Genomic DNA, 12,269 nt, shown 5'->3' with positions numbered 1-12,269 from the left:
TCAGTTAACAATGGACCTCATTCGCCAGGAAGCTTGTTATGCGTCGCCTGTTACTCGCCTGCCTGCTCTTGGGCTCGGTACACACCTTTGCCTTTGACCGCCTGCAAGTCGAGGGCTACACCTTGCCCAACGGCCTGCAACTGCTGCTCAAACCGGGCACCGAGCGTGGGCACGTGGCTATTCGCCTGGTGGTTGGGGTGGGCCTGGACGACTTCGGTTGCGAAGAAAAAGAACTGCCGCACTTGTTCGAGCACTTGCTGTTCAGCGGTATCGACGGCGGCGGCGAAGGCGACCTCGAAGACCGCATGCAAGCCCTGGGCGGCGAGTGGAACGCCTACACTAGCAACGCCGACACTACCTTCGTGATCGAGGCGCCCGCGCAGAACCAACGCAAAGTACTGGACCTGCTGCTGGCAATCCTCACGCGCACGCAACTGACCGACGCTCATATCAACGCCGCCAAACAGGTGGTGGAGCGCGAAGACGGCGGCCATTACTCACACTTGCAACGCCTGCTGGATCGCCAGGACCTCGGTCACAGCGCCAGTAACCAATTGGCCGTGGAGTTGGGCCTCAAGTGCGCCGAACGCGCCGAGGTCAGCCACCTCACCCGCGACTCGTTGGAGAAGCTGCGCAAAGAATGGTACGCGCCGAACAACATGACCCTGATCGTCGTCGGCGATCTCGACAAACTGCTGCCCGCCTACCTGGAACGCACCTATGGTCAACTCGACCCAGTGGAGCCGAGCGAACATCGCCCCCTCCCGGAAATCCAGCATACCGCCGCCAGCCACCGCGACCTGATCCGCGGCTGGGTGGGCGATGGCGCCAAGCTGCACTGGCTGTTCCCAGAGCCTGTGCTGGACGACCAGCACGATGAAACCTACAACCTGCTCAAGGACTACCTCGACTGGGCGCTGTACCGGCAACTGCGCCTCAAGCACGGTTTGTCCTACGGCCCATGGGTGGAACGCGAAGTGCTCGGCGGCGTTGGGTTCCTCAGCCTGAATGCCGACCTTGAGCGAGAAAACCTCCCTGAAGCCGAGCAGGTCTTGCAAGACCTCAAGGCCCAGTTGCTCAAGGATGGCCTCGACCCAACGGTATTCACACGCCTGCAACAAGCCGCCATTGCCCGCCAAGCGTGGGCAGTGCAAGGCAACAGCGCACTGGCCGACTATTACTGGAGTGCGGCCGGCGACTACTCCAATGGACGTTTCAGCGACCCGGTCAAGCGCATCAAGGCCGTGAGCCTGGCGCAAACCAACCAGGCCATGCGCGAAGCGTTCCAACAGCCGGGCTACTGGCGCATCGAAAAACCGCTGTTGAGTTATGACGCCTTGACCTGGATCGGTGCGGGCGTACTGGGCCTGATCATCCTTGGTTTGATCGGCCTGAGGCTTTATCGCAAACCTGTTGAGTAATGAGGCACAGAATATCGGGCCAAGGCGTTATTCTGTCTGAGATTTTTCCCACAACCAGTGAACCGCCCATGCCGAACTTGCCGCCCCTCATCCAGCGCGTTATAGAACTGATCAAGCGCTACCCAGGGGTGATTGCACTCGGCGGTTTCATCTCGGGGGTGGGCAGCTTCATCCTGGTAGACCGCCAGCAGGGCATGGCCAGCTGGATCGCGGTGATCATGCTGGTGAGCTGGTTGTGGCTGATGCTGGAGAACAGCTTTACGCAACTGTTCACCAAGGTCTTCAATCGCGAGATCCCTGAACCGCTGCTGCGCTACGCCACCCAGATGATTCACCAGGAAAGTCTGTTTTTCGTCCTGCCCTTCTTTTTCGTCACCACCGCCTGGAACAGCGGCCAATCGTTGTTCACTGGCCTGCTCGGCGCAGCGGCGCTGGTGTCGATCATCGACCCGCTGTATTACAAATGGCTGGCGCCCAAACGCTCGCTGTTCCTGGCCCTGCACACCCTGACCCTATTCGCCGCGTTGCTGACCGCGCTGCCGATCATCATGCACCTGACCACCGCCCAGAGTTACAAACTGGCGTTGGGCGTGGCCATGGTCTTGTCGATCCCGAGCCTGGCCGTCAGCCTGCCACTGCGCAGCCTCAAGGGCTGGGCAATGCTGCTGGGGGTAACGGCCGCCATCGGCTGCGCCGGCTGGTTCCTGCGCAGCTGGGTACCGCCCGCCACCCTGTGGATGACCGAAGTCGCCATCAGCACCCAACTGCAAGACCGCACGCCGGGCGACGACCTCAAGCAAGTCACCGCCGCCCAATTGCGCAGCGGTGGGCTGTATGCGTACACCGCCATCAACGCACCACGCGGGCTGGATGAGCGGATCTACCATGTGTGGAAATTCAACGGCCAGGAAGTCGACCGCATTGCCCTGGACATCCATGGTGGGCGCAAGGAGGGCTATCGCGCCTGGACCCACAAGCAGAATTTCCCAGGTGATGCCGTGGGGCGCTGGCAGGTGCAGGTGCTCACCGAAGACGGCCAGGTCATCGGCGTTCTGCGCTTCAAGGTGATAGACACAGCACAAGTGGACAACCCAAAGTAAGCCGGATCGTGCTATTACGTAGCAATTGTGGATAGCCAAACAAGCTCGGAGCTTATGACCACTCGCACGACGGCCGGCGCGGCCCATCTTGATACGTCCAGCACCCCGCCTTCGCTACGGATTACCGGCGACTGGACGCTGGCCCACTACGCTCACCTGAAGAAGCTGTCGGCCACACTCGACGGCCAATACGACGCCGGCGCCCGCATTGACCTCAACGACCTCGGCGCGCTGGATACCGCCGGCGCCTCGCTGCTGGTAGAGCTGCTGGGCCCTGCGCGCATCGAACACTCTGCCGAACAGACCGATTGCACCCTGGCAGCCGCCGACCGTGCACTGCTCAAGACCGTCTACCGCTCCCTGAATGACTTTTGCGTACCGATCAAAGAGCCGGAAGAGGCCGCCGGCATTCAAGTCTTGGCCCGCATCGGCCGCGCAGTAGACACGGTCTGGCAAGACGCAATGAAGCTGTTGGGCTTTATCGGCCTGATCCTCGAAACCTTCGCCCGCGGCATTTGGCGGCCCAAACGCTGGCGCCTGACGCCCATGGTCGCCCACATCGAACAGACGGGCCTGGATGCGGCGCCTATCGTCGCGCTGCTGACCTTTCTGGTGGGCGCCGTCGTGGCCTTCCTCGGCGCCACTGTGCTCAAGAGCTTCGGCGCGACGATCTTTACCGTGGACCTGGTGGCGTTCTCCTTCCTGCGTGAATTCGGCGTATTGCTCACCGCAATCCTCATCGCCGGCCGTACCGCCAGTGCGTTCACCGCGCAAATCGGTTCAATGAAGGCCAACGAAGAAATCGATGCCATCCGCACCCTGGGCCTGGACCCTATGGAACTGTTGGTATTGCCCCGCGTGCTGGCGCTGCTGGTGGCGTTGCCGATGCTGACCTTCCTGGCGATGCTCTCGGGGATCGTCGGCGGTGGTGTGGTGTGTGCGGTGGCCCTGGATATTTCGCCGGCGATGTTTCTTTCGCTGCTGCAATCGGACATTGGCGTGCAGCACTTTCTGGTGGGCATGGTGAAGGCGCCGATCTTTGCGTTTTTGATCGCGGCCATTGGTTGCCTGGAAGGTTTTAAAGTCAGCGGCAGTGCCGAGTCGGTCGGCGCGCACACCACGTCCAGCGTGGTGCAATCGATCTTTGTGGTGATCGTGCTGGATGCGGTCGCGGCGATGTTCTTCATGGAGATGGGCTGGTGAGTCGTCTACACCGTGCGCCCACTGAGGCGGTGATTGAAGTGCGTGGCCTGTGCAACCGTTTTGGCAGCCAAAGCGTGCATGAGAACCTCGACCTGGATTTGTACAAGGGCGAGATTCTGGCGGTGGTGGGGGGCTCTGGCAGCGGTAAATCCGTGTTGTTGCGCAGCATCGTTGGCCTGCGGCGCCCCAGCGAAGGCGAAGTGCGGGTGTTCGGCAAAAACCTGCCGAGCCTGCCTGAACATGAACGCTCACTGGTAGAACGCCGCTTTGGCGTACTGTTCCAGAAGGGCGCGCTGTTTTCCTCGCTGACGGTGACCGAGAACGTGGCTCTGCCATTGATCGAGCACGCCGGCCTCAGCCGCGCCGATGCCGAGCACTTGGCGGCGGTCAAGCTGGCCCTGGCGGGGTTGCCGCTGTCGGCGGCCGATAAATACCCGGCCTCGTTATCCGGCGGCATGATCAAGCGCGCGGCCCTGGCCCGCGCACTGGCCTTGGACCCGGACATCCTGTTCCTGGACGAACCCACCGCCGGTCTCGACCCGATTGGCGCGGCGCAATTCGACCAACTGATCCTCACCCTGCGCGATGCGCTGGGCTTGAGTGTGTTCCTGGTCACCCACGACCTCGACACGCTGTACACCATCACCGACCGTGTGGCGGTGCTGGCGCAGAAGAAAGTGCTGGTGGCCGACGCCATCGATGTCGTTTCGGAAACGGACGACGCCTGGATTCACGAATATTTCCACGGCCCCCGGGGCCGCGCGGCATTGGATGCCGCTCAATCGCTCAACGAGGTATGACATGGAAACCCGAGCCCATCATGTGATGATCGGACTGTTCAGCGTAATTGTGGTGGTCGGCGCCATGCTGTTTGGCCTGTGGCTGGCCAAGTCCAGCGTCGATACCGCCTTCCAGGATTACGAAGTGATCTTCAACGAAGCGGTCAGCGGCCTGTCCCAGGGCAGTGCGGTGCAGTACAGCGGCATCAAGGTGGGCGACGTGATCAGCCTGCGCCTGGACCCCAAAGACCCACGCCGCGTCTTGGCGCGCATCCGCCTGGCCGGGCAAACGCCAATCAAGGAAGACACCCAGGCCAAACTGGCCCTGACCGGTATCACCGGCACCTCGATCATCCAGCTCAGTGGCGGCACCCCGCAGAGCCCGGAGCTCAAGGGCAAGGACGGCAACCTGCCGGAAATCATCGCATCGCCATCGCCTATCGCACGCCTGCTCAATAACAGCAACGACCTGATGACCAGCGTCAACCTGCTGCTGCACAACGCCAACCACCTGTTCTCGCGGGAAAACGTCGAACGCCTGAGCAACACCTTGGATAACCTGCAACAAACCACCGGCGCCATTGCCGAGCAACGCGGCGACATCAAGGTGGTGATGCAGCAATTGATGCAGGTGAGCAAACAGGCGGGCGCGGCGCTGGAGCAAACCACCGTGCTGATGCGCAGCGCCAATGGTTTGCTCAGTGAACAAGGCAAGCAAGCCTTCGGCAGCGCCGAGCAGGCGATGAAATCCCTGGAGCAAAGCACCGCCACCATCAATACCTTGCTGACCAATAACCAGGACTCGGTGAACAGCGGCATGCAGGGCCTCAACGAACTGGCGCCAGCCGTGCGCGAGTTGCGTGAAACCCTCGGCTCGCTGCGCGCCATCTCCCGCCGTCTGGAAGCCAACCCCAGCGGTTACCTGCTGGGCAGCGACAAGAACAAGGAGTTCACGCCATGAAGCGTGCGTATCACATGATCGTCCCCATGGCCCTGGCACTGGTCAGCGCGTGCTCGATCCTACCCAAGCCGGACCCTTCGGACGTGTACCGCCTGGCGTCCACCCAGCCGGCCAGCCAAGGCACGCCGGTGAGTTGGTCGCTGCGCGTGACCAAGCCGCAGACCAGCGAGTTTCTCGATAGCCCGCGCATCGCCGTAGTGCCAGATGGCAACTTGATCAGCAACTACGCGAATTCACGCTGGAGCGACCCGGCGCCTGTGCTGCTGCGTAATCGCCTGCTGGATGGCTTCCAGCGCGACGGGCGCGTGACGTTGTTGAGTACCGACGAGACCAACCTGCAAGCCGACTATGAACTGGGCGGGCAGTTGCAGGCGTTTCAGAGTGAGTATCGAGGCAAAGCGGTGGAAGTGGTGATTCGCCTCGACGCGCGATTGGTGCGTGGGCGTGATCAAAGGATTATCGCCAGCCGCCGGTTTGAAGTGAGGCAGCCGGTGAGTGACGCCAAGGTGCCAGCGGTGGTGGCTGCTTTTGGCCAGGCTGGGGATCGGTTGAATAAGCAGGTGGTGGATTGGGTAGTCAGTCAGGGCAATACAGCACTGAAACCTTGAGGACCTCATCGCAGGCAAGCCAGCTCCCACAGTTTGATTTGTGAACACAGTCAAATGTGGGAGCTGGCTTGCCTGCGATAACGATTGTGGCCTTAACCAAAAAACCAGTAGCACACCGAAATAGCCGCGACCACACCAGCAAACTCCGCGAACAACGCACATCCCACCGCATGCCGCGCCCGCTGGATGCCTACCGAGCCGAAGTACACGGCCAGCACATAAAACGTGGTTTCAGTACTGCCCTGTATCGTCGCCGCCACCAACGCTGCAAAGCTGTCCACACCCTGGGTCTGCATGGTCTCGATCAGCATCGCCCGTGCCGCACTGCCGGAGAACGGCTTGACCATTGCGGTCGGCAGAGCGTCGACAAAGCGCGTATCCAGGCCAGTCCAGGCCACCACATGGCGAATCCCTTCCAGGCCGAACTCCAAGGCACCCGAGGCACGCAACACGCCAACCGCACACAGCATCGCCACCAGATAGGGCAGTAGGTTCTTGGCTACGTCGAAGCCTTCCTTGGCGCCTTCGACGAATGCCTCGTACACCTTGACCTTGCGCAACGCGCCGATCACCAGAAACAGCATGATCAAGCCAAACAGCGTGAGGTTGCCCAGGATCGACGACAAACCGGCCAGCGCTGTGGCAGACAGGGTCGCCAGCAGCGCCATGAAGCCGCTCAGTACCAGCGCGCCGGGGATCAGATAGGCCAGCACCACCGGGTCCCACAAACGCAGGCGCTGCATCACCGCCACCGACAGCAGGCCCACCAGCGTCGAGGCGCTGGTGGCCAGCAGGATCGGCAGGAACACCAGCGTCGGGTCCGCAGCGCCTTGCTGGGCGCGGTACATGAAGATGGTCACCGGCAACAGCGTCAGCGAGGACGCGTTGAGCACCAGGAACAGGATCTGAGCGTTGGTCGCCGTATTGGGGATGGGGTTGAGCTCTTGCAGCGCCTTCATGGCTTTCAGGCCGATGGGCGTGGCGGCGTTGTCCAGGCCCAGGCCGTTGGCGGCAAAGTTGAGGGTGATCAAACCGATCGCGGGGTGCCCGGCGGGCACTTCCGGCATCAGGCGGCGAAACAGCGGGCCGAGGGCCTTGGCCAGCCAATCGACGATCCCGGCTTTTTCGGCGATCCGCAGAAAGCCCAGCCATAACGTCAGGGTACCGAACAGCAGCACCATGACTTCCACCGATAATTTGGCCATGGCGAAAATGCTTTCGACCATCGCCGCGAAGATCCCGGCGTTACCGCCCACCAGCCATTGCGCCAGCGCTGACACCATTGCCACGACAAAGAAGCCAAGCCACAGGCCATTGAGCATCAGATAAATCCCCCGAAAGATGGGGCGAATGATAACGGGGCTGGCAGAAACGACAAACCCCGGAATTTCTCGGGGTTTGTTTTCGATCAATCTGCAATCAGCTACGGGTGGCTTGTGCCGTAGGCAGGGCTTCCTTGCTGCGCCAGTGCGGCAGGGAATTCCAGTAGCGCTCGCCCTTGGCGTCGTCGTACATGCCTTCCCAACGGGAGATAACCAGTACGGCCAAGGCATTGCCGATCACGTTCAGGGCGGTACGCGCCATGTCCATCACACGGTCGACACCGGCGATAAACGCCAAGCCTTCCAGTGGGATGCCCACGCTGCCCAGCGTCGCCAACAACACCACGAAGGACACGCCCGGCACGCCGGCGATACCTTTGGAGGTCACCATCAGGGTCAGTACCAGCATCAGTTGCTGGCCGATCGACAGGTCGATGCCATACAGCTGGGCAATGAAGATGGCCGCGATGCTCTGGTACAGGGTCGAACCGTCGAGGTTGAACGAATAGCCGGTCGGCACCACGAAGCTGCAGATCGCTTTCGGCGCGCCGTAGGCTTCCATCTTCTCGATCACACGCGGCAGCACGGTTTCGGAGCTGGCGGTGGAGTAAGCCAATACCAACTCATCTTTGAAGATGCGGATCAGCTTGAGGATCGAGAAGCCAAACAGGCGTGCGATCAAACCCAGGACCGCGAAGGCGAAGAACAGGATCGCGACGTAAACCAGGATCACCAGCTTGGCCAGCGGCAGCAGCGAGGCGAAGCCGAAGTTGGCGACCGTCACCGCGATCAGCGCGAATACACCGATAGGCGCGTACTTCATGATCATGTGGGTGACTTTGAACATGCTCTCGGACACGCCCTGGAACATGGTCACCAGCGGCTCGCGCAGCTCAGGCTTGAGGCTCGACAGCCCCAGGCCGAACAGCACCGAGAAGAAGATGATCGGCAGCATCTCGCCACGGGCAACAGCGGCGAAGATGTTCGAGGGGATCAGGTTGAGGATGGTTTCGATGAACGCATGTTCATGCTGCACTTCGGCGGCAGTCGCCTGGTACTTGGAGATATCGACGGTACCCAGGGTACTCATGTCGATGCCAGCGCCTGGGTGGAACAGGTTGGCGAGCAACAGGCCCACCACGATGGCGATGGTGGTGACGATTTCGAAGTAGAGGATGGTTTTGACGCCGATACGACCGAGCTTTTTCGCGTCGCCTACACCGGCAATACCGACGATCAGCGAAGAAATCACAATCGGGATCACGATCATCTTGATCAGGCGGATAAAGATATCGCCCGCCGGCTGCAACACATTGCTGATCCACCAGGCCTTTTCAGCACTGAAATGGTTGAGTACTGCACCGATTGCAATGCCCAGTACCAAACCGATGAGGATCTGCCAGGCGAGGCTTAGCTTTGCCTTCTTCATGTCATTACCCTTGCTTCAAGTGGACTTACGGCAAATGCGCCAGCTGCAACGCTCGAAAGCGAAAAAGTGTGTGCATCTGCCTCCATGGAAGGTCACCGCAGCTTGGCCGAAATGGCTTACTGGCAGGCGAAAAAAGGCGCAACTATTCCCATGCAAGGGAGCGACGTCTAATGCCGTAAACGCCTACCCTATGCCGAATCGGCATGGCTTTTTTTTAAAATATTTGTCCAAACGGTCAGTTCGTATCCGCCATTCGAGCGGGTGAATATGCCGTTAAGCAGCCAAATCAGGCTCGCGCAGAGATACTGGACGACTTCGATTGGCTGGCAGAAATGTCTGAGAAATCCATCACCTAGGGCCGGAAAGATCCTATAGCGCGATTGAAAAATTCTCGATAGATGGTCACGCCGACATACCCAGTAATGGTTGGCCAGACGCAAAAAACAAAACTGCGGCTATAGGCGGCATGAAACGCGGGTATGAGAGTCATAAGCCCGCCGCAAGTTCAGCAAGCTTGAGGTCTTGTGAACTTGCGTCGCAGCTTTTCGCCTGACCCGGCCCTTGCGCAGGTACTCCCTGTACCCGTAGGTCACGCCGATCCTGATCGATCAGAGCAACCCGGCCCCCTGGTCATGCATCACTCAAGGAGCGATGCAAACAGAAAGAAGCACAAGGGCTTCCTTCTATGGACGCCGGCTCCGTCAGACGGAACCTAGTACCAATTCGGATCTTTCTTGAGCTGTTCCATCAGCAGCCTTTGCATACCCTCGTCCGGCTTACCGAGGAAACGGTAATCGGCGTGCCGTGTCGGGGACTTGTCCGCAGGCAAACCCGCCGGGACTTCCACCAACATGGCGTAGGCATCTTCCTTGTCGAGGCTGAAGGCAACGATCAGGCGCTTGTTCACGCAGGTATCTGCGGTTTCGCAAAGCGGCCCGACCAAGTACTTGTCGCCATCTTCCTCAACGGCATTCATTTGCTCGGCCGTGCCCGACAGGTTCATCACCCATTCGGGCAGGCGTTCCTCTTTCTTCACCACGTCTTGCCAGGTTTCACGGTACTGCGGATCCGCGCTGAGCAATTCGTTAGCCCGGGATTGGCCGTCGTTGGCGGCCATGACCAGGCCGCTGCCGCCCAACAGCAGGGCGGCAGCAAGGGCTTTAAAAGGCAGGGTGACCATATTCAACCTCGGCCTTTGCGACCAAAGAAGAACGAAGCGATAAACATCACCAGGAAGACCACAAACAGGATCTTGGCGATGCCGGTGGCGGTGCCAGCGATACCACCGAAGCCCAGGACTGCGGCCACAATGGCGATGATCAGAAATGTGATTGCCCAACTCAACATGGTGATTCTCCTTATGCTTCTATAGGGGTAACAGCGGTGATGCCGTGCAGCCGCTCAACACGAGCGACGTTTTTTGCCTAGAACACCCAACGGTCATGGGCCGGCAGTTCGTCCAGGGTGGAACCCTGGTCTACCAGGCTCAATTGCGGGGCAGTCACATCGGCGCTGGCGCTGCCAATGGAACGGAAATGGGTCTGGGTCATGACGGGACGTTCAAATTGCGGGGCTGGCTGCGCACGCTCCTGCCAATGCTGCAACTGCTGGCCGGCAATCAACGTGACCATCAAGGCCAGGCTGGCGAACAGGCCCTGCTGCAAGCGCAGCGGCGATACACGCAATTGGCTGAGGCTTTGGCGAGTCATGCTGCATTACTCCCGCATTCTGATTATTCGTTCATGACGCTCTTGGGGGAGATATTGCAGAGTGCATGCCAGTTTTATTGCAAAATAAAACACAACAAAATCAAAGGGTTATACTTGGTAGATAGATACATCGCCTAGCATCCTGCACGATGCATCCTTGCAGGCCGTGCGAAATGCACGATGGCAAGTGGGCGGAACCAGACAGCTGGCGCGCACATCGAAGGATCGAAGAGCAACAAGTCCTGAAAATGTCCGCAAACCACGTCTGTAGGAAGGCGCGCAGATAGCTGCACGAAGAAGCCTTTTATGAATCAGAATAAACCATGCAACTTGCCCGATTATTCCGGGACTAAACACCATCACATTTATAGTTAAGGAGTGCGGGACAGATGGATTCAGCCAAGGAACTTCAAGGCCGCATTCTTTTAGTGGATGACGAATCCGCGATCCTGCGCACCTTCCGCTATTGCCTGGAAGATGAGGGCTACACCGTCGCCACCGCGAACAGCGCCGCACAGGCCGATGCCCTGATGCAGCGTCAGGTGTTCGACCTGTGCTTCCTCGACCTGCGCCTGGGCGAGGACAATGGCCTGGACGTGCTGGCCCAGATGCGCGTGCAGGCTCCGTGGATGCGCGTGGTGATTGTGACCGCCCATTCGGCCGTGGATACCGCCGTGGACGCCATCCAGGCTGGCGCCGCCGACTACCTGGTCAAACCTTGCAGCCCCGACCAACTGCGCCTGGCCACGGCCAAGCAACTGGAGGTGCGTCAGCTCTCTGCGCGGCTGGAAGCGCTGGAAGGCGAGGTGCGCCAGCCCAAAGACGGCCTGGACTCCCATAGCCCGGCCATGATGGTGGTGTTGGAAACCGCGCGGCAGGTGGCCGGGACGGACGCCAATATCTTGATTCTCGGCGAGTCCGGCACCGGTAAAGGTGAGTTGGCCCGGGCTATACACGGATGGAGCAAACGCTCGAAGAAGTCCTGCGTGACCATCAACTGCCCCTCACTGACCGCCGAACTGATGGAAAGCGAACTGTTCGGCCACAGCCGTGGCGCGTTCACCGGCGCCAGCGAAAGCACCTTGGGCCGAGTGAACCAGGCAGACGGCGGTACGCTGTTTCTCGACGAGATCGGCGATTTCCCTCTCACGTTGCAACCCAAGTTGCTGCGGTTTATCCAGGACAAAGAGTATGAGCGAGTGGGCGACCCGGTCACCCGCCGCGCCGATGTGCGCATCCTCGCAGCCACCAACCTGAACCTGGAAGACATGGTGCGCGATGGCCGCTTCCGTGAAGACTTGCTCTACCGCCTGAATGTCATCACCTTGCACCTGCCCCCGCTGCGCGAACGCAGTGAAGACATCCTGACCCTGGCTGACCGCTTCCTTGCCCGCTTCGTCAAGGAATACGCACGCCCGGCGCGCGGCTTCAGCGATAATGCCCGCGAAGCGCTACTGAACTACCGCTGGCCCGGCAATATTCGTGAACTGCGCAACGTGGTGGAACGCGCCAGCATCATCTGCCCCCAGGAGAAGGTTGAGATCAGCCACCTGGGAATGGCTGAGCAACCGGCCAACAATGCACCGCGTATCGGGTCGGCTTTGAGCCTTGACGAGCTGGAGAAAGCTCATATCGGCGCCGTACTTGCGACCAGCGACACATTGGACCAAGCGGCCCGCACACTCGGCATCGATGCGTCGACGCTGTACCGCAAACGCAAGCAGTACAACCTTTGAA

Annotated in this window: 12 protein-coding genes; 7 read left to right on the top strand and 5 right to left on the bottom strand. The window is 60.1% G+C overall.

Annotation, left to right across the window (positions count from 1 at the left end):
- Positions 1 to 38 precede the first annotated feature (38 nt).
- The 6 genes from AC07S6_RS10840 (at position 39) to AC07S6_RS10815 (ending at position 6,072) form a co-directional block, all read left to right on the top strand.
- Complete coding sequence (locus AC07S6_RS10840) at positions 39 to 1,421, top strand: M16 family metallopeptidase (RefSeq protein ID WP_495112283.1); 1,383 nt, start codon at positions 39 to 41, stop codon at positions 1,419 to 1,421.
- Between the two features lie 68 nt (positions 1,422 to 1,489).
- Positions 1,490 to 2,521, top strand: coding sequence for a DUF5924 family protein (locus AC07S6_RS10835; protein WP_181125154.1), 1,032 nt, complete (start codon positions 1,490 to 1,492; stop codon positions 2,519 to 2,521).
- Positions 2,522 to 2,575: 54 nt separating this feature from the next.
- Positions 2,576 to 3,724, top strand: coding sequence for an ABC transporter permease (locus AC07S6_RS10830; protein WP_495112282.1), 1,149 nt, complete (start codon positions 2,576 to 2,578; stop codon positions 3,722 to 3,724).
- Positions 3,721 to 4,524: an ABC transporter ATP-binding protein gene (locus AC07S6_RS10825; protein ID WP_014716351.1), complete on the top strand. Its 804-nt coding sequence runs from the start codon at positions 3,721 to 3,723 to the stop codon at positions 4,522 to 4,524. The genes AC07S6_RS10830 and AC07S6_RS10825 overlap by 4 nt, the downstream gene beginning before the upstream one ends.
- A gap of 1 nt (position 4,525) precedes the next feature.
- Positions 4,526 to 5,464, top strand: coding sequence for an MlaD family protein (locus tag AC07S6_RS10820; RefSeq protein WP_003187394.1), 939 nt, complete (start codon positions 4,526 to 4,528; stop codon positions 5,462 to 5,464).
- Positions 5,461 to 6,072 (top strand): ABC-type transport auxiliary lipoprotein family protein, encoded by a 612-nt coding sequence (locus AC07S6_RS10815; RefSeq protein ID WP_197880773.1) that lies wholly within the window; start codon positions 5,461 to 5,463, stop codon positions 6,070 to 6,072. Before AC07S6_RS10820 ends, AC07S6_RS10815 begins: the two co-directional genes overlap by 4 nt.
- Positions 6,073 to 6,164: 92 nt before the next feature.
- On the opposite strand, the gene AC07S6_RS10810 is transcribed toward AC07S6_RS10815, so the two are convergent.
- From AC07S6_RS10810 to AC07S6_RS10790, 5 genes are all read right to left on the bottom strand, one after another.
- Entirely contained in the window at positions 6,165 to 7,394 is a 1,230-nt protein-coding gene (locus AC07S6_RS10810; RefSeq protein WP_495112281.1) for a nucleoside recognition domain-containing protein, read from the bottom strand.
- Positions 7,395 to 7,491: 97 nt separating this feature from the next.
- Complete coding sequence (gltP, locus tag AC07S6_RS10805) at positions 7,492 to 8,823, bottom strand: glutamate/aspartate:proton symporter GltP (RefSeq protein WP_003187390.1); 1,332 nt, start codon at positions 8,821 to 8,823, stop codon at positions 7,492 to 7,494.
- 712 nt (positions 8,824 to 9,535) lie between these two features.
- A complete protein-coding gene (locus tag AC07S6_RS10800; RefSeq protein WP_495112280.1) occupies positions 9,536 to 10,003 on the bottom strand; it encodes an inhibitor of vertebrate lysozyme family protein in 468 nt (155 codons plus the stop codon).
- Positions 10,004 to 10,005: 2 nt separating this feature from the next.
- Positions 10,006 to 10,170 carry a DUF1328 domain-containing protein gene (locus AC07S6_RS10795; protein ID WP_003187386.1) on the bottom strand — a complete coding sequence of 55 codons (165 nt, stop codon included), beginning with the start codon at positions 10,168 to 10,170 and terminating at the stop codon, positions 10,006 to 10,008.
- Positions 10,171 to 10,247: 77 nt separating this feature from the next.
- Positions 10,248 to 10,532, bottom strand: coding sequence for a hypothetical protein (locus tag AC07S6_RS10790; RefSeq protein WP_020301400.1), 285 nt, complete (start codon positions 10,530 to 10,532; stop codon positions 10,248 to 10,250).
- Positions 10,533 to 10,921: 389 nt separating this feature from the next.
- Between AC07S6_RS10790 and algB the strand changes: the two genes are divergently transcribed.
- A complete protein-coding gene (gene algB, locus AC07S6_RS10785) occupies positions 10,922 to 12,268 on the top strand; it encodes a sigma-54-dependent response regulator transcription factor AlgB (protein ID WP_034129241.1) in 1,347 nt (448 codons plus the stop codon).
- Position 12,269 lies beyond the last annotated feature (1 nt).

Source organism: Pseudomonas sp. GW821-FHT07B01 (assembly GCF_059419065.1).
The sequence above is the reverse complement of the archived record's forward strand: the minus strand, read 5'-3'. Positions and strand labels throughout refer to the sequence as shown.

Excerpts from the sequence above, each read along its gene's own strand:
- AC07S6_RS10840 (WP_495112283.1), top strand. The coding sequence starts at position 39 with ATGCGTCGCCTGTTACTCGCCTGCCTGCTCTTGGGCTCGGTACACACC.
- AC07S6_RS10835 (WP_181125154.1), top strand. The coding sequence starts at position 1,490 with ATGCCGAACTTGCCGCCCCTCATCCAGCGCGTTATAGAACTGATCAAG.
- AC07S6_RS10830 (WP_495112282.1), top strand. The coding sequence starts at position 2,576 with ATGACCACTCGCACGACGGCCGGCGCGGCCCATCTTGATACGTCCAGC.
- AC07S6_RS10820 (WP_003187394.1), top strand. The coding sequence starts at position 4,526 with ATGGAAACCCGAGCCCATCATGTGATGATCGGACTGTTCAGCGTAATT.
- AC07S6_RS10815 (WP_197880773.1), top strand. The coding sequence starts at position 5,461 with ATGAAGCGTGCGTATCACATGATCGTCCCCATGGCCCTGGCACTGGTC.
- AC07S6_RS10810 (WP_495112281.1), bottom strand. The coding sequence starts at position 7,394 with ATGCTCAATGGCCTGTGGCTTGGCTTCTTTGTCGTGGCAATGGTGTCA.
- gltP (WP_003187390.1), bottom strand. The coding sequence starts at position 8,823 with ATGAAGAAGGCAAAGCTAAGCCTCGCCTGGCAGATCCTCATCGGTTTG.
- AC07S6_RS10800 (WP_495112280.1), bottom strand. The coding sequence starts at position 10,003 with ATGGTCACCCTGCCTTTTAAAGCCCTTGCTGCCGCCCTGCTGTTGGGC.
- AC07S6_RS10795 (WP_003187386.1), bottom strand. The coding sequence starts at position 10,170 with ATGTTGAGTTGGGCAATCACATTTCTGATCATCGCCATTGTGGCCGCA.
- AC07S6_RS10790 (WP_020301400.1), bottom strand. The coding sequence starts at position 10,532 with ATGACTCGCCAAAGCCTCAGCCAATTGCGTGTATCGCCGCTGCGCTTG.
- algB (WP_034129241.1), top strand. The coding sequence starts at position 10,922 with ATGGATTCAGCCAAGGAACTTCAAGGCCGCATTCTTTTAGTGGATGAC.